The organism is Devosia submarina (genome assembly GCF_003056345.1).
Lineage (GTDB): Bacteria > Pseudomonadota > Alphaproteobacteria > Rhizobiales > Devosiaceae > Devosia > Devosia submarina.
This window is the reverse complement of the sequence record NZ_PYWB01000006.1, coordinates 180,721-200,687: the sequence shown is the minus strand read 5'-3', so window position 1 is coordinate 200,687 and position 19,967 is coordinate 180,721. Positions and strand designations below refer to the sequence as shown.

Here is a 19,967-nt window from a genome sequence, read left to right as displayed (position 1 = left end):
CTATGCAGCGAAACTGCGTGCTGCCCGAAGGCCGGCCAACACTGTTTGGGTAGCATCCTGCGGTTCACCCTTGATGCCGATCATGCCCAAAACTTTCTGGTAGAGATCACACAACACGGGCGATCCGATAAGAGGAACAGGGGTGTCTCCAATAAGATGACGATTGCTGGCGATTTCGGTTCCAATTAGTAGGCCCGAAAGATAACCGGCGCACCAATCCGGCTGACGATCGGACAGAAGGGATCCTGCCCGGATGCGGAACAGCATGCCAAGCAAGTGCTCCGGACGCTCCAATCCATCTGCAGCGCCAGCAGCAAAGCCATCCTTGCGTCCTGGCCCATTTAACTCCCCCGATAGTGAGTGGCGCAACACAGAGTGCAGTCGCAGCACTTCGAACATCTCCCCGGTCATCGCAGTAGAAAAATGTTCGATCCTCGTGCCGGCCAGATGTGCCCACTTAGAATGAGTTCCCGGCATGCAAACAAGCCCGGCAAACCCTGGATGAAGGGACGCTAAACCTAGGAGTTGGGTCTCCTCGCCTCGCATCACATTGTCATCACCCGCCCTCTGGCACACGCCTGGCAGAATCGTAGCTGCTACATGGCTCCCGGGAACGGACGGGCGAACCGCACCATCTAGGAGGCCGCGCAGATCGGTCGGTGCTTCCAAATAGGGCGCCTCTAGCCAGCCCTGCTTTGCCCCCGCCATGCCACAGATCACCACGTCTAACTGGCGCGATTGCTCATGGGCCGCACCAACGAGAACTTCGAGTAGCGCATCCGGGTACTCGTTGCGGGAAAGCTTTCCCATTCCCTTGGGAGACGTTTTCTCCCAAAGAACATCGCCCTCGGCCGCTATGCCCCAGGCCCGCAAATTCGAGGTGCCCCAATCAACGGCCACCCAATCCAATGCGCTGCTCACGCGTTCCCCCGCCCTTGTTCGAGTCGCGAAACCCTAATCATTGCTCGACGCTAGAGCCAGCCCGATTATCTCGGTCGAAGTCGCAAAGTCATCTCCTTGTTCCGTTACGAACAATGGTTCTTCTGGAACAGGCGAAACTCGGACAATTTAATTGTATGATTTTTTCAGCTACCCCCGTTTCCTCTAGGCATAGCCATGTTAGAACGAGTCCAAACGCGGCCTTGCTTGCGCCGCACCTCATGAGGAAAATGACATGACTGCAGGTAACGATGAGAGCTCCGATCCCAAGAAGCTGAGATCTCGGGCTTGGTTCGACAACCCCGAAAATCCGGATATGACGGCGCTCTATCTAGAACGCTATATGAACTTCGGCGTGTCGCGCGAAGAGTTGCAGTCCGACAAGCCGATCATCGGCATTGCCCAGACCGGCTCCGACCTGTCTCCATGCAATCGGCACCATATCGTACTGGCCGAGCGCGTGAAGGAAGGCATCCGAGAAGCTGGCGGAATTGCAATCGAATTCCCGGTACACCCTATTCAGGAAACCGGAAAGCGCCCGACAGCGGGCCTCGATCGCAACCTGGCCTATCTTGGATTGGTAGAAGTTCTCTACGGCTATCCATTGGATGGCGTCGTCCTCACCATCGGCTGCGACAAGACCACTCCAGCCATGCTGATGGGCGCCGCAACCGTCAACATCCCTGCCATTGCTCTTTCGGTCGGCCCCATGCTGAATGGCTGGCACAAAGGGGAGCGCACCGGGTCCGGCACGATCGTCTGGAAAGCCCGCCAGATGATGGCGGCCGGTGAAATCGACTACGCCCAGTTCATTGAACTCGTAGCTTCGTCCGCACCGTCGACTGGCTATTGCAACACGATGGGCACGGCGACCACCATGAACTCGCTTGCCGAAGCCCTCGGCATGCAATTGCCGGGATCGGCCGCCATTCCTGCACCTTACCGCGATCGCCAGGAAATGGCGTACCGCACCGGCAAGCGCATTGTGGATATGGTCCACGAAGACCTAAAGCCGTCTGATATCCTGACCAAGGACAACTTCATCAACACGATTGTGGTCAATTCTGCTATCGGCGGGTCCACAAACGCCCCGATTCACATTCAGGCCATTGCCAAGCACATCGGCGTTGAACTCGATCTGCAGGACTTCCAGACCTATGGTCACAAGGTCCCGCTGCTCGTCAACCTGCAGCCTGCTGGTGAATTTCTTGGCGAAGACTATTACCACGCTGGCGGCGTCCCGGCTGTAGTCAACGAGTTGATGAGCCAGGGCCTCATTCGCGAAGACGCACCGACCGCAAACGGCAAGACTATCGGCGAGAACTGCCGAAACACCACGATCCAGGATGAGCGGGTCATCCGGCGCTTCGATAATCCGCTTAAGACCGATGCGGGCTTCATCGTGTTGCGCGGCAATCTTTTCGACAACGCTATCATGAAGACCAGCGTGATCTCCACCGAGTTCCGCGACCGCTACCTTAACGACCCTCAACATCCCGGCATGTTCGAGGGCAAGGCCGTGGTCTTCGATGGACCGGAAGACTACCACCACCGGATCGATGATCCTTCTCTGGAGATCGATGAGAACACCCTGCTGTTCATGCGCGGCGCCGGGCCGATCGGTTACCCAGGTGCGGCGGAAGTTGTGAATATGCGGCCACCTGACTACCTGATCAAAAAGGGGATCCATGCGCTCGCCTGTATTGGCGACGGCCGCCAGTCAGGTACGTCCGGCTCGCCTTCTATACTGAATGCCTCGCCTGAGGCTGCAGCCGGCGGCAATCTGGCAATCTTGCGCACTGGCGATCGCGTCCGGATTGACCTGAACAGGGGCGAAGCGAACATCCTCATTTCGGATGAAGAGATTGCTGCGCGACGTCAGGATCTGGAATCATCGGGCGGATACAAATTCCCAAAGCACCAGACTCCTTGGCAGGAGATCCAGCGCGGACTGGTTGGCCAGCTCGGCGAGGGCGCTATCCTCAAGCCGGCCGAGAAATACCAGCGTATTGCCCAGACCTACGGCGTTCCGCGCGATAACCACTAAAAACAAAGGCCCGCTTTACCAGCGGGCCTTCTTATACGTGCCTATGACTTTGTCTGTTGAATAGATCAGTACTTGCGCAGAAGCCCCACAAGGCGACCCTGTACTTTGACCCGATCCGGTGGAAAAATTCGCGTCTCGTAGGCAGGGTTGGCAGCCTCTAGCGCCACAGTATTACCCTTGCGCCGCAAACGCTTCAACGTGGCTTCCTCATCATCAACGAGCGCAACAACAATGTCGCCAGTGCTCGCCTGATCCTGCTTCTTAATCAACACTGTGTCCTGATCAAAGATGCCTGCGTCGATCATGGAGTCGCCGCGCACCTCAAGCGCATAGTGCTCACCAGAACCAAGCATTTCCGGCGGAACCAGGATCGTATGGGAATGTGTCTGAATTGCCTCGATCGGCGTACCCGCCGCAATTCGCCCCATGACCGGGATAGACACCGGTCTGGCATAATCCTCGACGGCCGAAACGCGTGCAGGAGGAGAGGCGACCTTGCCCAGATTGCCTTCGATTACTGAAGGTTCGAACTTGGCCTTGCGCCCACCCAGGGCCGGATTCATGGAGTCTGGCAGCTTGACTACCTCAAGAGCCCGTGCCCGGTTCGGCAGACGGCGGATAAAGCCGCGCTCCTCCAAGGCTGTAATCAACCGGTGAATGCCTGATTTGGACGCAAGATCTAGCGCGTCCTTCATCTCGTCAAATGAGGGGGGAATGCCGCTCTCTTTCATCCTTTCATGGATGAACATAAGCAGCTCGTGTTGTTTGCGCGTGAGCATTAGGCCCTCAAGAGGAGAATCGGAACATAGGCAGAACGACTATATGTGTTCCAGTTATGTTCTGCAACATCTGCAATGCAGGCGCATCCCGCTCCTAGAAAGAACTAACCCGAACAATGTCGACGATTGTTCCCTCCGGTTGGCCTGGGTCGAATTCTGGCTGAACAATCAGCAAATCTGCGTCCGCCAATGAAGATGTGTGCCCACTGTCCGTGATCGAGATCGGAAGTGCCCGCGGTCCCCTTCCTGTCTGCACAAGTTTTGCACGCATGAAGTGCCGCCTGGCAGTATTCGGAGGCGTTGGTGCAGCAAGGGGGAGTTTCCAAGACGTCTCCGTCTTTAAACCAAGCCATTGTCGCAGGGCAGGTCTAATGAATACCAGTGCCGTAACAAGCGCCGAGACGGGATTACCGGGCAATCCAAACACCAAGGTCTTGCCAATCGTGCCGAACATCAGTGGCTTGCCCGGGCGCATGTTGATGCGCCAGAAATCGATCGATACACCCAACTCGAGCAGTAAATCCTGTACAATGTCGTGGTCACCAACGCTGGCGCCACCCGTGGTAATCACCACGTCAGGCTCCGTCGCAAAGATACTCGCGAGTTTTGATCTGAGCTCGTCTCGATCGTCCCGGGCGATCCCATGGTCAATCACGTCTTCAGCATAGGGGCGCAGCAGAGGCGTCAAAGCGAAGCTATTGGAAGCAACGATCTGGTCCGCCTTCAATGGGCTACCCGGAGTGACCAGCTCATCGCCAGTTGCCAATAGAGCAATCTTCGGGCGTCTGGCCACCGTCAGCCGAGGAGCGTTGGCGGCCGCAGCCACACCCATATGGAACGGCGACAACAGCGTTCCAGCTTCTATAAGCTGCTGACCCTTTGCGAAATCACTGCCTAGCGGCCTTACGCTATGGCCCTGTCGCGGCGCCGCTGTGAACAAAACGTCTGTTCCATGAACCTCCGCCTGCTCTTGCATGATGACTGTATCGGCGCCAGCAGGAACCGGCGCCCCCGTAAAGATGCGGACGGCCTCGCCTAGCCCCAGCTGCCCATCGAAACCTTGGCCAGCTTGCGACATGCCGATAATCCGGAGTGCCTGGCCCAAGACCACATCCGCCGCACGAACGGCATAGCCGTCCATCGCGCTGGCACTGAAAGGCGGCTGGTTGTGGCTTGCAATAAGGGGTTCAAACAACACCCGGCCTGCAGCCTCTTGGATCGGTATTGTCTCCGGCGCAGGGGCGGGGACCCGGTGCAAGACCAAATCGATCGCTTGATCAACTGGAAGCAGGCTCATGCGCGCGAATAATCTCCGGACTTGCCGCCGGACTTCTCAAGTAGGCAAAGGTCCGTCACAACCATGGAGCGGTCGATCGCCTTGGCCATGTCATAAAGGGTCAGCGCCGCCGTTGACGCTGCGACCAGAGCTTCCATCTCTACGCCAGTTTGGCCGTTCGTTTCGGCAAGTGCACGAATGGAAAGGCCAGTGGAGCCATCTTGCTCGATATCGATAGCGACTTTGGTCAGTGCCAAGGGATGGCAGAGCGGAATGAGCTCGGATGTTTTCTTTGCCGCCATAATACCAGCGATCCGCGCAACAGCCAGCGCGTCACCCTTCTTCAAGCCATTCCCGATCATGGCTTCTATCGTCGTTGGTTCAGCTACAATCCTGGCGCCGGCGACAGCCCTGCGTTTCGTCTGAGCCTTGTCGCCTATATCGACAATGTGAGCCTCACCCTTCGCGTTGAGGTGAGTGAGTTGCGTGCTCATCACCGAACAACCTGAGGGGCACCCATGAGCAAGGAGCGCGCTGCGGTAACAACATCGTCCTGGCGCATCAGGCTCTCGCCGACAAGAAACGTGCCGATACCGGCCTCCTGATCAAGTCTGCAAACATGATCGTGGTTCACGATCCCACTCTCGCTAACTAGCAACTTCCCCTGGGGCACACCAACGGCCAGATTGATCGAGGTCTCCAGACTGGTTTCGAAGGTGCGCAGATTACGATTGTTGATGCCGATGAAATCGGCGCCAAGCGCTAGTGCGCGGTCAAGCTCAAGCTGGTCATGCACTTCAACCAGCGCGTCCATCTTCCATTCTGCAGCGGCGTCAAGAAGATAGCGCGCCACATCGTCGCCCACTGCTGCCAGAATAACAAGGATGCAGTCGGCGCCCCAGGCGCGAGCTTCGGCCACCTGGTAGGTCTCGAACAGGAAATCCTTGCGCAAAACGGGAAGTCTGGTCGCCGCTCTTGCCTCTATCAGATAGCTGGGAGAGCCCTGAAAGCTTGGCCGATCAGTCAACACCGACAGGCAAGCAGCGCCTGCGGTCTCGTAGGCGCGCGCGATTTCAGCAGGGTTGAAGTCTGCTCGGATGAGTCCCTTCGAAGGACTTGCCTTCTTGACCTCGGCAATCAGCGCATATTTGCCCTCCCTGCGCTTAGCCTTGATCGCTTCCACAAATCCGCGCGGTGCCGGTTGATCATGGGCTTGCGCAACAATCTCTCCCCACGGGCGCATGGCCTTGGCAGCAGCAATTTCCTCGCGCTTGTAGGCTTCAATCCGTTGCAGGATATCGCTCATTACTCAAATCCATTCGATACAGCCACAAGGCGCGCCAGCGTTTGGCTGGCTTTCCCGTCATCGATCACCATTCTGGCCATTGCAATGCCGTCTTCGATAGTGGCGACTTTATCAGCAATCAGAAGTGCTGCGCCGGCGTTGAGTAGAACGGTGTCCCGATAGGCTCCAGGAGCACCATCAAACAGCGCCATCATTGCTGCTGCATTGTCCGCCGGTTCGCCACCCAGTAGGTCGTGCGGATCGGTCAGCGACAAGCCCACCTGTTCAGGATGCAGCTCGAAGCTGCGCAGATCACTGTTTGAGATTTGCGCAACAAAGTTCGGCCCCGAAGTTGAAAGCTCGTCCAAACCCTCGCCTGAATGAACCACCCAAGCTTTCACTGCCCGATTCGCCAGGAGGGCAGCAGCCACCGGCTCCACCCATTGTGGGGAATACACGCCGAGGAGATAACGCCGAACCCCGGCAGGGTTGGCTTGTGGTCCAAGAAGATTGAAAAGTGTACGCACGCCCATCTCGGAGCGGGCCGGTCCGACGTGGCGCATGGCCGGATGATGGCTGGGGGCAAACATGAACCCAATGCCCGCCTTGGCGATCGTCTGTGCAATCTGTTCTGGTGTCAGGTCGAGCTTGACGCCGAGCGCCTCCAGTACTTGGGAGGCGCCTGAGCGAGACGACAGCGCCTTGTTACCATGCTTGGCAACGGGAACACCGGCCGCAGCGACCACAAGGGCGGTAGCCGTTGAGATGTTAAGGCTGCCCACCCCATCGCCGCCTGTTCCGACGATGTCGATTGCACCCTCGGGCGCCTCCACCGGCACCATCTGCTCGCGCAGAATAGAAACGGCTGCGGCAATTTCGCCAACAGTCTCGCCCTTGATACGCATCCCCATCAGGAACGCTCCGATTTGACTCGGCGTGGCTCCGCCGGCCATCACGATGCGCATGACGCCGCGCATTTCTTCGCCCGTCAGATCACGCCGCTCCGCGATCTTGTTCAATGCAGCCTTGATGTCCATCAGGCTGCCCGCTGCTGCTTGAAATCCAGCGCCATATCCAGGAAGTTTTGGAGTAGGGCATGACCATTCTCTGAAGCGATGCTTTCGGGGTGGAACTGCACGCCATGCACAGGAAGCGTGCGGTGCTGCATGCCCATGATAAGGCCGTCTTCGGTGGTCGCCGTCACCTCCAGAACGTCTGGTAGGCTGTCCTGCTTTACAATAAGGGAATGGTAGCGCGTGGCTTCGAAGCCGGAGTTAAGCCCTTGGAAAAGGCCCTTACCAGTATGATTGATCCTCGAGGTCTTGCCGTGGACAAGGTACGGAGCGCGGATCACGTCGCCCCCCATGGCTTGGCCAATGGCCTGGTGCCCCAGGCACACGCCAAGGATTGGCGTTTCTGATTTGAACCGCTCGATAACGTCCAGGCACACGCCAGCTTCGTTAGGGGTGCACGGACCCGGCGACAACACAATGGCATCAGGCGCCATTTCAGCAATTTCGTCTAGGCCGATTTTGTCATTGCGGTGCACGGTGATCTCGGCACCCAATTCACCCAGGAAGTGGACAAGATTGTAGGTGAAACTATCATAATTATCGATAACAAGCGTCTTGGTCATAGCTGGTCCAGCGCTGGAGGAGAGAAAGGGTTCAGAAGGCGAACCAGCCCCGCCATCGACAATCACATAAAAGCTCAACCTTCATTGGCCAATCCTTGCTTCACCCGCATAACGTAGCGCTTCTTCGGCAGCGCTGAAAAGGGCCCGTGCCTTGTTTTCGCACTCAAGCTGTTCGAGTTCAGCCCGGCTGTCGGCCACAATGCCCGCTCCAGACTGAACAAAGAGCTTGCCGTCCTTCAGGATGGCGGTGCGCAGGACGATGCAGGTGTCCATAGTGCCATCGGCACTGAAGTAACCCACGCAGCCGCCATAGATGCCGCGTTTGGATTTTTCCAGCTCGTCTATGATTTCCATCGCCCGCACCTTCGGCGCCCCCGAAACGGTCCCTGCTGGAAAGCCCGCTGAGAGCGCATCGACGAAATCGTACTTTGGATCGAGTTCACCCACGACATTGGAAACGATGTGCATGACGTGAGAATAATATTCGAGGAAGAACTTGTCCGTGACCTTGACTGTGCCGGTCTTAGCTACCCGTCCAACGTCATTGCGGCCAAGATCGAGCAGCATAAGATGCTCGGCAAGCTCCTTGGGGTCCGCAAGAAGTTCCTCCGCCAGTTCCTTGTCCCTGGTTGGTGTCGCGCCTCGCTTGCGGGTGCCGGCAATGGGGCGAATGGTGACTTCGCCGTTCTGCACCCGCACCAGGATTTCGGGACTGGAGCCAGCTACGGCAAAATCGCCGAAATCTAGAAAGTACATGTAGGGGCTAGGATTCGTCCGCCGCAGCGCGCGATACAGTGCGGTGGGAGGTAGGTGGAAATCCGCGGAGAAGCGCTGACTTAGTACCACCTGAAAGATGTCGCCAGCTGTGATGTAATCCTTCGCCTTGGCGACCATGGCGGAATAGTCATCACGGCTTGTGTTGCTGGAGATTTCGATCTTCTCGAGTCCGACTGGAGCAGCTGCGGCAGGCATGGCGCGGCTTAAGCGGGCAATTGCGTCATCAATCCTGGCCTCTGCAGCCTCATGAGCCTGCCGAGCGGAAATACCCTCCGTCACATAGACGGGCGCTGTTAAATAAAGCTCGTCCTTGAGCGTGTCGAAGATCGCCAGCAAGGAGGGGCGCATCAAGATGGCCTCCGGCGTTTGCAGGTCGTTGGGATTGCTGTCTGGCAAAACTTCCATGTACCGGACCATCTCGTAACCAAGATAGCCGTAAATGCCCGCTGACTGTGGCGGCAAGCCGGTCGGCACTTCGATCTTGCTGTCGGCGACAAAGGCACGAAGCGCATCGAGTGGACGGCCGGGCAGGGGAGCATAGTCACCCTCGTCAATCTGTGCCCGGCGGTTGATCAACGCCTGTCCGCCTTCGACCTTCAGGATCACATCCGGTTGGCTACCAATGATGGAATAGCGGCCGCGGGTGGTCCCGTCCTGGACGGATTCCAGCAGATAGGTGTTCTTGCGCCCTTCGGAGAGCTTCAAGTAGGTGCCGATTGGTGTTTCAAGATCGGCCACTATGCGACGCCAGACGATCTGCGACTTTCCAGCTTCATACTGCTCTGTAAAGTGCACAAAATCGTCGGTCATCGGAAAGTCATCCAGTGGGGAAAACGACTACTGAGGCGTGTTGAGTGAAAGAACCTGCTGCAATGCCTGCTGGTTGGTGCGTAGGCCGACCTCGTCCCGTACGGCCGCGACGAACTCGCCGTAAAGGCCGACGCGAACTTCGTTCTCAAGGCCGGCATTGGCCTGCTCGGTTAGATTGCCCTCTGCGATAGTGACATCGACAACATCGAAGACGATGAACTCGCCGGTCTGGCTCACGGCTTGTCCATGATGGTCCGGACCACCAGCAAAGACTGCCGACGCCACTGAGCTGTCGATTCCACCTTCCTCATTGCCGAAGCGGGTGAAGGGCTGGGAAAGCTGCGGGAACAAGGAGAATGAGGCGGCGATATCGGCCAGAGCCTCGCCACGGTCGAGCCGTGCGACAGCATTCTCAGCCGCCGCCTGAAGCGCATCATTGGTGCGCTCGGTTGTAAGCGCCTGTGCCACTTGCTCACGCACTTCGTCCAGCGTCTGATCGCGCGCAGGATCGATCCTGTTGAGGTCGAAATAGAGATTGCCGTTGCCTGCCAACTGTACGGATGGCGTGAGTTGGCCTTCGCTCGCCCTGAAGATCGCCTGGGAAACGCGGGGCACATCTTCCGCAGCCAGATCAGGAATGACCGTCAGCTCATTGCCTGCCGCAGTTACGTCCGCTTCATAGATCGGCAGCCCGAAACGCTCTGCAATCTCCGGCAATGGCCGGAATGCGGCACGAAGTTCTTCAACCTGATCCTGCACTTCAGCCAATTCATTGCGCGCTTCGGCAAGCGCAAGGTTCTGCGCGATCTGGTCACGTGCTTCTTCAAGACTGGGCGCGCCACCAGGTTCAATGGCGGATACATGAATCGCGCGCTTGCCAGCAACGCCGTCGATAAGCACGAAGCCACCCTGCAGAACGTCGAATGCAGCGTTTGCAAGGCTCGCGTCCTGGATATCGGCTTGTGCAAGTGTGCCCAGCTCGGTCGGCACGAGCCCGGCGTCTGCAACAAGGGTCTCGAATGGGGTACCGGCAGCCAGTCCAGCCTCGAACGCTGCCGCCTGGTCAGGAGTGAGGACGACCTGCTGGATCGTACGTCGTTCAGGCCTACTCAGGTTAGCCTTGGTGCGCTCATATTCCGCGGCAATTGCGTCTTCGGGAATTGTCTTGGTGGCTGCAAGTTCTGCCGGCGACAACCGCAGCATCTGAACGTTGCGGGTTTCTACTGTTCTGAATTCGCTCTGGTGCTCGCTCAAATACGCTGCCAATTCTTCTTCCGTCGGAGCAGGCGGAGGAGGGATATTGTTTTCTGTAAGCACAAAGTAGTCGACCGTGCGCTGATCGGAGGCATAGCGGTTGACGAGACTCGAGGCGGTGCTCGGCAGCTTGGTGTCACCAAACAAGCTTAGCACCAGCTGCTGGCGCCGTGCAGCATCGGCCTGGTCTTCGAAATATTCCGATTCCGTCAGGCCGCTCATCTGCAGCACCTGCGTGAAGGCACTTGGGTCGAAAGTTCCGAGCGTACCGTGGAAGCTTGGATCTTCCCGCAATAATTCGCTCAGTTTTTCTTCCGATACGCCGAGCCCAAACCGATTGGCCATCTGGTTGAGCGCCGCGTCTTGCGCCAGATTCTGCAGTACTGCGCCAGGAATGCCCAAGCTAACGGCTTCCTCCGCAGTCGGCACGGAGCCAATCTGTTGCGCCACGCGGTTGATCTGGCCCTGATAAGCCCTAAGGAACTCGCGCGAGTTGATTTCCTCATCACCAACACGGGCTACCGTATTGGTTCCCAGATCAGTAATGACATTGTTGATGCCGAAGCCCGCGACACCAACCAGCAGGAACGCGCCCATGATCTTGCCGGGCCAGGATTTCGCGAAACCACGCAAACTATCGAGCATCTTAGACGTTCCGTTCAGAAACCATGGCTTTACCGCAATAGCGGGACCGCACTAATAATCCATCGAAAGCCGGGGTTAGGGCAAAGCCGACCGCGGTGCAAGAGGCAGCAGGAGCAAAGAGTGACAGCAACAATCTCACCACTGATCGCGGGCAATTGGAAAATGAACGGCACCCGTGCCTCTCTGGACGAATTGAGCGCCCTTGCTGGCATGCTGACCTCGGGTGCGGCACCGCGTGCAATCGTAGTTATCTGCCCGCCCGCCACAATCGTCGCCGCGGCCGCCCGGCAGGGTGCGCCTTCGGGTATTGTGGTTGGCGGGCAGGACTGCCATGTTGAAGTTTCGGGCGCATATACCGGCGACATCGCTGCCGGCATGCTGGCGGATGCCGGTGCCCAATATGTCATCGTTGGGCATTCCGAGCGCCGCTCCGGTCACGGCGAGACCGACGAACAGATTCGCATGAAAGCTATTGCCGCCATTGGCGCAGGGCTCAAGCCAATCATCTGCATTGGCGAAACCGAAGCGCAGCGAGAAGCTGGCGACGCCGAAGCTGTTGTCGCGAGTCAATTGGCGGGATCGGTGCCGGATGCAGCAGAAAACCACGAGGTCAACATCGCCTATGAGCCCATCTGGGCAATCGGTACGGGCAGGACGCCAAGCAATGAGGATATCGCCGCCATGCACGCGTTCATACGCCAGAAGCTGGTAGACCGCTTTGGCGAGAAGGGCTTGAGCATCCGGATTCTCTATGGCGGTTCCCTCAAGCCACAAAATGCCCGCGAGATCCTTTCGATAGAAAACGTCAACGGTGGGCTTGTTGGTGGGGCCAGCCTCTTGGCAAGTGACTTCTACACCATTATCTCCGCCGTATAGCTTGGCCAAAGCCCGTGGCTGGGCGGAATCTCCGCGCAGCCTCTGGCCTTTGCTCCAATTGGCGTGTATGACGCGCCATCTTTTGACAGACCTATAGACTGAGACACGATGGCGAACGTCCTGATTGTTGCCTATCTGCTGATCGTTCTTGCGCTGATTGCAGTTATCCTGCTCCAGCGCTCGGAAGGCGGCGGGCTGGGCATTGGCGGTGGCGGTGGCGGCTTCATGACGGCCCGCGGCTCTGCGAACCTGCTGACGCGCACCACGGCTATCCTTGCAGCGTTGTTTTTTGCCACGGCTATTGGCTTGACCATTCTTTCCGAGTTGGATCGCGGCACGTCCGGCATCCTGGAGCGCGCTGCGGCAGGCAGCGGCGAAGCTGCACCGACCAGCGTTCTGGATGCTCTCAATTCTCTGCAGGGCGGCACGACTGACCTGCCGGTCCCAGCCGGCGACCCGGCTGCTCCTGCTGGAACCGACCCCGTCACCCAGGACATTGCTCCTGCTCCGGCTGCTCCAGCGCCAGCCGCTGCGCCAGAGGCCACCAGCGACCTGCCGGTGCCAGAGGTTCCCGCCGAAGCGCCAGTCGCTCCGGCGAACTAACTGCCGCAAGGCAAACCGAAAGAGGGGGATGGAAACATCCCCTTCTTTCTTTTGTGTAGAGCCGGCTGCAGCTCTGCGAATCGAAGTTGATGTGATTAAGGTGAGCGCCCATGGCTCGGTACGTATTCATCACCGGAGGCGTGGTCTCCTCTTTGGGTAAAGGTCTCGCCTCGGCGGCGCTCGGCGCCGTTTTGCAGGCGCGTGGCTACAAGGTCCGCTTGAGAAAGCTCGACCCCTATCTCAACATCGATCCCGGCACGATGTCCCCGACCCAGCACGGCGAAGTCTTCGTCACTGACGATGGTGCTGAGACCGACCTCGACCTGGGTCACTACGAGCGCTTCACGGGCCGCGCAGCCAACAAGCGCGACAACATCACCACCGGCCGAATCTATTCCGATATCCTCGCCAAGGAACGCCGTGGCGAATATCTGGGCGCGACCGTCCAGGTCATTCCCCACGTGACGGACGCCATCAAGAACTTTGTGCTTGAGGGCAATGAAGATTTCGACTTCGTTCTGGTCGAGGTCGGCGGTACCGTTGGTGACATCGAGGGTCTGCCGTTCTTTGAGGCGATCCGGCAACTCGGCAATGACCTGCCCCGCGGACAGGCCTGTTATCTTCACCTGACGCTGATGCCTTATATCCCCTCGGCAGGCGAGCTTAAGACCAAGCCGACGCAGCACTCTGTGCGAGAGTTGCGCTCGATCGGTATTTCGCCCGACGTGCTGCTTGTGCGCTGCGACCGCCCGATTCCCGAGGGCGAGAAGCGCAAGCTGTCCCTGTTCTGTAATGTCCGCGAAAGTGCCGTTATCCAGGGTCTGGATGTCGCTTCCATCTACGATGTGCCGCTTGCCTATCACAAGGAAGGCCTCGACCGGGAACTACTCGCAGCCTTCGGGATCACCGATGCCCCAGAGCCCGATCTCTCTGCCTGGGAAGATGTTTCCAAGCGCCTCCACAATCCGGAAGGCGAAGTAAACATTGCCATTGTGGGCAAGTACACCGGCCTCAAGGACGCTTATAAATCCCTGTCTGAAGCCCTGACCCATGGCGGCATCGCCAACAAGGTGAAGGTCAATCTGCAGTGGATCGACTCCGAAGTTTTCGAGCGCGACGACCCGGCTCCCTATCTTGAGCACGTGCATGGCATTCTGGTGCCTGGCGGCTTTGGCGAACGTGGCTCCGCTGGCAAGATAGAAGCTGCCCGGTTTGCCCGCGTAAAGGATGTTCCATATTTCGGCATTTGCTTCGGCATGCAGATGGCTTGCGTTGAGGCGGCTCGCAACACCGCAGGCATCAAGAATGCTTCTTCGACGGAGTTCGGTCCCACCAAGGAGCCGATCGTTGGGATGATGACCGAGTGGGTCAAAGGCAATGAAACGGAAAAGCGTGGGGCTGAAGGCGATCTGGGCGGCACAATGCGCCTGGGCGCTTATCCCGCGCAGTTGACCCGCGGCAGTCGTGTGGCCGATATTTATGGCTCCACCCGCATTTCGGAACGCCATCGTCACCGCTACGAAGTGAACATGGACTACCGCAAGCTGCTCGAAAAGAACGGCCTGCTGTTCTCCGGGGTATCTCCGGATGGGAAACTGCCCGAGATTGTGGAGCGCACGGATCACCCCTGGTTCATCGGCGTGCAGTTCCACCCAGAGCTCAAGAGCAAGCCGTTCGAGCCGCATCCGCTGTTCGCCAGCTTCATCGCCGCTGCAATGGAACAGAGCCGACTGGTTTAGGAGACAGGCTGGGCCATGGCCGACATTGTCAATCTTCGAACAGCACGAAAGCGCAAGGCGCGTGACGCCAAGAACGCACAGGCTGCCGAGAACCGGGCCAAGTTCGGCCGCACCAAAGCGGAGAAGGATCTCGAGAAAGCCAAGGCTGCTCTTGAGGTTCGACGCATTGAAGCTCACAAACGCGAAGACTGAGGTGGCTGCATGAGCAAGATTGTCGTCATTGGCGCAACTGGGCACATCGGAACCTATCTCGTGCCCAGGCTGGTCCAGGCCGGCCATGAGGTTGTGGCGGTTAGCCGAGGTGCGGCCAAGCCATATCGGAGCAGTCCGGCCTGGGATCAGGTCGAGCGGGTCGAATTCGATCGTCAGACGCAAGAAGCGGCAGGTACTTTCGGCCAGGCCATTGCCATTATTGGCGCTGACATCGTCGTTGATTTGATCTGCTTTACCCCCGCCAGCAGCACGCAATTGGCTGATGCGCTTGAAGGGAATGTGGATCAGTTGATCCATATTGGCACGATCTGGACGCACGGCGCCTCCGAAGTCGTTCCGACGCCAGAATCGGCGGTAAAGCGGCCGTTCGGCGAGTACGGCATCAACAAGGCTGCGATCGAAAAGGATCTGCTCCAGCGGGCACGCCGTCGGGGCTTCCCGGTCAGCATCGTCCACCCGGGCCATATCGTTGGACCGGGCTGGGCGCCGCTCAATCCAGCTGGGCACTTCAACCCTACCGTGTTCTCGACCATCGCGCAGGGCAGGCCGCTCGCGTTGCCGAACTTCGGACTGGAAACTGTTCATCATGTCCATGCCGATGATGTCGCCCAGGTAATCATTGGCGCGATCAACAATCCGGGCGTGGCCATTGGCGAGAGCTTCCACGCCGTTTCCTCGGGAGCGCTCACGCTGCGCTACTACGCTGAGGCCATGTACAGATGGTTCGGCAAGGAGCCGAACCTTTCTTTCGTGCCGTTCGATCAGTGGGCTGCTGAGCAGGACGAGGCCGAGGCAAAAGCGACGTGGGAGCACATCGCCCGCTCGCCCAATTGCTCCATCGACAAGGCCAGGCGTCTGCTCGGTTACCAGCCACGCTACACTTCGCTCGAAGCTGTACAAGAAGCCGTGGAATGGCTGATCGAGGACGGTCAGGTACAGCTGAGCTAGTGGTGTAAGCCGGTTTTTTTGGCCGCCCCTCTTTCCCTTGTCACACGCCCCGTCTAGGAGTGGCGCATCAATCGCCACCCATTCGAAAGGGCTTAATCGATGTCGTCGATCATCCACGTTCAGGGCCGTCAGATTTATGACAGCCGCGGCAATCCCACAGTCGAAGTTGACGTGGTTCTCGACGACGGCAGCTTCGGTCGCGCCGCTGTTCCCTCGGGCGCATCGACCGGTGCGCACGAAGCAGTTGAACTGCGCGATGGTGGCAAGAAGTACAACGGCAAGGGCGTGCTCCAGGCCGTCGAGAACGTCAACAACGTCATCGCTGATGAAATCCAGGGCATGGATGCGCTGGACCAATTGGCTGTTGATCAGGCGCTGATCGAACTTGATGGGACGGCCAACAAGTCGCGCCTGGGTGCAAATGCCATTCTCGGCGTCTCTCTGGCTGTCGCCAAAGCTGCCGCAGAGTCGAGCGAACTGCCGTTCTACCGCTATATCGGCGGTCCGAACGCCCATGTCCTTCCCGTGCCGATGATGAACATCATCAATGGCGGTCAGCATGCCGACAACCCGATCGACATGCAGGAATTCATGATCATGCCGGCTGGCGCGGAAAACCTTGCCGATGCCGTGCGTATCGGTTCGGAAATCTTCCACACGCTCAAGAAGGGCTTGTCGGCTGAAGGCCACAACACCGCTGTTGGCGATGAGGGTGGCTTTGCGCCGAACCTGAAGTCTGCCGACGACGCGCTGGGCTTCATCATGCGCTCTATTGAAAAGGCCGGTTACCGTCCAGGCGAGGACATTTTCCTCGGTCTCGATTGCGCGGCCACAGAATATTACAAGGGTGGTAAGTACGAGATGGAAGGGGAGGGTAAGTCCCTTTCCTCCGAAGAGAACGTGCGCTTCCTGGAAGACCTCGCGAACCGCTACCCGATCATCTCGATCGAAGACGGCATGGGCGAAGACGATTGGGACGGCTGGAAGGCCCTGACCGATGCTATCGGCAAGAAGGTGCAACTGGTCGGCGACGATCTGTTCGTGACGAACACCGAACGTCTCGTTTCCGGGATCAAGATGGGCGTTGCCAACTCCATCCTGGTCAAGGTCAACCAGATCGGTTCGCTCTCCGAGACGCTCAATGCAGTCGATACTGCGCACCGGGCTGGCTACACCTCGGTCATGTCGCACCGCTCCGGTGAAACCGAAGATTCGACCATCGCCGACCTCGCCGTGGCGCTGAACTGCGGGCAGATCAAGACCGGATCGCTTTCGCGCTCCGACCGCCTGGCCAAGTACAACCAGCTGATCCGTATCGAGGAACAGCTCGGCACCTCGGCCAAGTATGCTGGCTATTCTGTGGTCAAGGGCCGCTAAGCCAAACCAACCGGTCCCCGGATAGTTTACCGCCGGGTACCGGAACGCCCACGACTCTGCTCCGTTGAGAGGCCTCTTGATCCTCAACGGAGCTACATTATGGCAGAAGCCACCAAAGTCGCCGTGGTCACAGGCGCATCGTCCGGCATCGGCTACGAACTCGCCAAGCTTTGCCTTGAGCACGGCTACGATGTGGTCATCTCGTCGGACACTGTCGAGATCGAACATGCCGCTGCCCAATTGCGGCAACTCGGCGGAACTGTTGATGTGGTTCAGGCGGACCTTTCCACCACCCAGGGCGTCGACCAGCTTTACCAAGCCGTTCAGGCGAAAGGCCGTCCGGTGGACGTGCTGATGGCCAATGCAGGGCGAGGTCTGGGCCGGGCTTTCCTTGACCAGGATTTTGCTGACATTACCAAGGTCATCAACCTCAACGTTGTCGGCACCACCTATCTGCTGCACCGCTTTGTGCGTGACATGCGCGACCGCAATGCTGGCAAGGTTCTCATTACAGGCTCCATTGCAGGCCTCATGCCAGGTGCGTTCCAGGCCGTTTATAACGCGACCAAAGCCTATGTGGATTCGTTTTCGTTCGCCCTGCGCAATGAGCTAAAGGACACCGATGTGACGGTGACTGTCCTGATGCCAGGCCCAACCGATACCGACTTCTTCGAAGTTGCTGATCTGATGGATACCAAGGTCGGCACGGACAAGAAGACACCGGCGGACAAGGTGGCTAAGGACGGCTTCGAGGCCATGATGCGCGGCGATGGCCACGAAGTCTCCGGCTTCAGCAACAAGATGCAGGCGCTGATGGCCAATGTCACGCCGGACAAGCACCTTGCGGAAATGCACCGCAAGCTGGCAGAACCCGGCACCGCCAAGCACTAGGCGTAAGCCCGGCAGCGATGCCGGGCTCCTTCTTATTGAAACGCCGTTTCGGCAAAGCTGCGCAGCTTGCGCGAATGGAGCCGCTCGGCGGGCTGATCGCGCAGGATTTCCATCGCACGCAAGCCGATCTGCAGATGACGATTGACCTGCGTCCGGTAAAAGTCCGAGGCCATACCAGGCAGCTTGAGCTCGCCATGGAGCGGCTTGTCGGAAACGCACAGCAGCGTGCCATAAGGAACGCGGAAGCGAAAACCGTTGGCAGCAATGGTCGCTGATTCCATGTCGAGGGCCACGGCGCGCGACTGGCTCAAACGCTGGGTGATTTCCGCCTGGTCGCGCAATTCCCAGTTGCGGTTATCGAACGTAGCGACCGTTCCCGTGCGCATGATCTTCTTGGTTTCGATGCCCTCGGTTTCAGTGATCTCATGCACTGCTTGCTCCAAGGCTACCTGCACTTCGGCAAGGGCGGGAATCGGCACGGAGAGGGGAAGGTCAGCGTCCAGTACATGGTCTTCCCGGACATAGGCGTGCGCGAGCACGTAATCGCCGAGCTCCTGGCTGTTGCGCAGGCCCGCGCAATGGCCCAGCATGATCCAGGCATGGGGGCGCAGGACGGCGATGTGATCCGTGATCGTTTTGGCGTTGGAGGGACCGACGCCGATATTCACCATGGTGATGCCCCGGCCGTTCTTGCCGGTGAGATGGTAAGCCGGCATTTGGGGCGCCCGCACTGGCGCCGTACCAGCCACATTGCCGCCCTTGAGCGCGTTATCGGTGATGACGTTGCCGGGCTCGATGAAGCTCTCGTAATGCGGATGGCCCGCCTGCATGTACTCCTTGGCGACGCGGCAGAATTCATCCACGTAAAAGGCGTAGTTCGTGAAGATAACGAAATTCTGGAAGTGCCGTGCGTCCGTGCCCGTGTAGTGGCTGAGCCTGAACAGGGAATAGTCCACGCGCGGTCCCGTGAAAGCCGCCAGCGGATATGGGCCGCCGCGAGGTGGAACAAAGGTGCCGTTGGCGATCTCGTCATCGGTATTGGCCAAATCCGGCGCATCGAACACGTCGCGCAACGGCACGTTAAGGGAGTTCAGCGCCTCGCCATCGATCCGTTCATTGGCCGACACGGCGAAATGGAGGGGAATGGGCGTGTCAGACTCGGCTATGTCGATCGTGCCGCCATGATTGCGGAGAATCACGGCAAACTGCTCCTGAAAGTAAGTGCGGAACAGATCGGGCGCGGTGACGGTGGTGCGGTAAAGCCCAGGTGTATGGAGGAAGCCATAAGGCAGGGTGCTTTCCGAGCGACTATAGCTGGTGGAGCGCACCTCGACCTGCGGGTAGCAGGCGCGGACCCGGCCAGGCGGCACAATGCCTCGCGCGAGCGCTTCGAGATGGCCGCGAATAAAGCCGGTGTTGCGATGATAGAGCTCAGCCAGATGTTCCCATGCCTTTTGGGGATCGGTGAAGGATTGTTTTTCAAGGCGAGGCGGGCTGATCGTTGTCATCGTCTTCCTTCGTGGATGCGCTGCTTGAGCAAGCAGCGGCGCCGGGTTCAGCATGATCTGCCTGCATGAATGCCAGCTTCCGCCCTTTGCTTCAACTAATGTGCATTTTCCCGTGCGAGCGAAAGCGCCGCTTGGGCCCCGGGGCCTTGCGGTTTTGGATACAGCGAGCACGTGGCGAGGCCCTGTCCCGTATGTATTTTTGTAGTGAGACAAAGCCTCGCCACATGCGATGGGATTTCGGGCGCACGCGACTCTGGTCCCTGAGCCTCCCAGAGGCGTTGGTGACACTTCCGTTTGCCTGCGGGGTTGCGAAACAACAGCCCGCCCCATCTGCCCGACACACAAGCCGGTTCGCGCGACCCGC

General features: G+C 58.6%; 18 protein-coding genes. 8 read left to right on the top strand and 10 right to left on the bottom strand.

What is annotated here, in order from left to right:
• On the bottom strand, window positions 1-900 hold the full coding sequence (locus DDE77_RS10520; RefSeq protein ID WP_245895172.1) for a 2-dehydro-3-deoxygalactonokinase: 900 nt from the start codon (window positions 898-900) through the stop codon (window positions 1-3).
• 274 nt (window positions 901-1,174) lie between these two features.
• On the opposite strand from DDE77_RS10520, the gene DDE77_RS10515 reads away from it, so the two are divergent.
• Window positions 1,175-2,986 carry an IlvD/Edd family dehydratase gene (locus DDE77_RS10515; RefSeq protein ID WP_108397424.1) on the top strand — a complete coding sequence of 604 codons (1,812 nt, stop codon included), beginning with the start codon at window positions 1,175-1,177 and terminating at the stop codon, window positions 2,984-2,986.
• Between the two features lie 65 nt (window positions 2,987-3,051).
• Here DDE77_RS10515 and lexA read toward each other — a convergent pair whose 3' ends face one another.
• From lexA to DDE77_RS10475, 8 genes are all read right to left on the bottom strand, one after another.
• On the bottom strand, window positions 3,052-3,765 hold the full coding sequence (gene lexA, locus DDE77_RS10510) for a transcriptional repressor LexA (protein ID WP_108397423.1): 714 nt from the start codon (window positions 3,763-3,765) through the stop codon (window positions 3,052-3,054).
• A 94-nt stretch (window positions 3,766-3,859) separates the two neighbouring features.
• Window positions 3,860-5,062 carry a molybdopterin molybdotransferase MoeA gene (locus DDE77_RS10505; RefSeq protein ID WP_108397422.1) on the bottom strand — a complete coding sequence of 401 codons (1,203 nt, stop codon included), beginning with the start codon at window positions 5,060-5,062 and terminating at the stop codon, window positions 3,860-3,862.
• Window positions 5,059-5,535: a cyclic pyranopterin monophosphate synthase MoaC gene (gene moaC / locus DDE77_RS10500; RefSeq protein ID WP_108397421.1), complete on the bottom strand. Its 477-nt coding sequence runs from the start codon at window positions 5,533-5,535 to the stop codon at window positions 5,059-5,061. Before moaC ends, DDE77_RS10505 begins: the two co-directional genes overlap by 4 nt.
• Window positions 5,535-6,347 carry an indole-3-glycerol phosphate synthase TrpC gene (trpC, locus tag DDE77_RS10495; protein WP_108397420.1) on the bottom strand — a complete coding sequence of 271 codons (813 nt, stop codon included), beginning with the start codon at window positions 6,345-6,347 and terminating at the stop codon, window positions 5,535-5,537. Before trpC ends, moaC begins: the two co-directional genes overlap by 1 nt.
• Window positions 6,347-7,366 carry an anthranilate phosphoribosyltransferase gene (gene trpD, locus DDE77_RS10490; protein WP_108397419.1) on the bottom strand — a complete coding sequence of 340 codons (1,020 nt, stop codon included), beginning with the start codon at window positions 7,364-7,366 and terminating at the stop codon, window positions 6,347-6,349. Before trpD ends, trpC begins: the two co-directional genes overlap by 1 nt.
• Window positions 7,363-7,962, bottom strand: a complete 600-nt coding sequence (locus DDE77_RS10485; protein WP_108397418.1) for an anthranilate synthase component II — start codon at window positions 7,960-7,962, stop codon at window positions 7,363-7,365. The genes trpD and DDE77_RS10485 overlap by 4 nt, the downstream gene beginning before the upstream one ends.
• Window positions 7,963-8,043: 81 nt before the next feature.
• Entirely contained in the window at window positions 8,044-9,549 is a 1,506-nt protein-coding gene (trpE, locus tag DDE77_RS10480; protein WP_108397417.1) for an anthranilate synthase component I, read from the bottom strand.
• A gap of 27 nt (window positions 9,550-9,576) precedes the next feature.
• Window positions 9,577-11,448, bottom strand: a complete 1,872-nt coding sequence (locus DDE77_RS10475) for a peptidylprolyl isomerase (RefSeq protein WP_108397416.1) — start codon at window positions 11,446-11,448, stop codon at window positions 9,577-9,579.
• Between the two features lie 120 nt (window positions 11,449-11,568).
• On the opposite strand from DDE77_RS10475, the gene tpiA reads away from it, so the two are divergent.
• From tpiA to DDE77_RS10440, 7 genes are all read left to right on the top strand, one after another.
• Window positions 11,569-12,324 carry a triose-phosphate isomerase gene (gene tpiA / locus DDE77_RS10470; RefSeq protein WP_108397415.1) on the top strand — a complete coding sequence of 252 codons (756 nt, stop codon included), beginning with the start codon at window positions 11,569-11,571 and terminating at the stop codon, window positions 12,322-12,324.
• Between the two features lie 108 nt (window positions 12,325-12,432).
• Window positions 12,433-12,927, top strand: a complete 495-nt coding sequence (gene secG / locus DDE77_RS10465) for a preprotein translocase subunit SecG (RefSeq protein WP_108397414.1) — start codon at window positions 12,433-12,435, stop codon at window positions 12,925-12,927.
• A gap of 110 nt (window positions 12,928-13,037) precedes the next feature.
• Window positions 13,038-14,666 (top strand): CTP synthase, encoded by a 1,629-nt coding sequence (locus DDE77_RS10460; protein ID WP_108397413.1) that lies wholly within the window; start codon window positions 13,038-13,040, stop codon window positions 14,664-14,666.
• A gap of 15 nt (window positions 14,667-14,681) precedes the next feature.
• A complete protein-coding gene (locus DDE77_RS10455; RefSeq protein WP_108397412.1) occupies window positions 14,682-14,858 on the top strand; it encodes a DUF4169 family protein in 177 nt (58 codons plus the stop codon).
• A gap of 9 nt (window positions 14,859-14,867) precedes the next feature.
• Window positions 14,868-15,827, top strand: coding sequence for an NAD-dependent epimerase/dehydratase family protein (locus DDE77_RS10450; protein ID WP_108397411.1), 960 nt, complete (start codon window positions 14,868-14,870; stop codon window positions 15,825-15,827).
• A 99-nt stretch (window positions 15,828-15,926) separates the two neighbouring features.
• Window positions 15,927-17,204, top strand: coding sequence for a phosphopyruvate hydratase (gene eno / locus DDE77_RS10445; protein WP_108397410.1), 1,278 nt, complete (start codon window positions 15,927-15,929; stop codon window positions 17,202-17,204).
• Between the two features lie 99 nt (window positions 17,205-17,303).
• A complete protein-coding gene (locus tag DDE77_RS10440; protein ID WP_108397409.1) occupies window positions 17,304-18,095 on the top strand; it encodes an SDR family NAD(P)-dependent oxidoreductase in 792 nt (263 codons plus the stop codon).
• Window positions 18,096-18,127: 32 nt separating this feature from the next.
• Here the strand turns inward: DDE77_RS10440 and DDE77_RS10435 are convergent, their stop codons facing one another.
• Complete coding sequence (locus DDE77_RS10435) at window positions 18,128-19,603, bottom strand: AMP nucleosidase (RefSeq protein WP_108397408.1); 1,476 nt, start codon at window positions 19,601-19,603, stop codon at window positions 18,128-18,130.
• Between the last annotated feature and the right edge of the window lie 364 nt (window positions 19,604-19,967).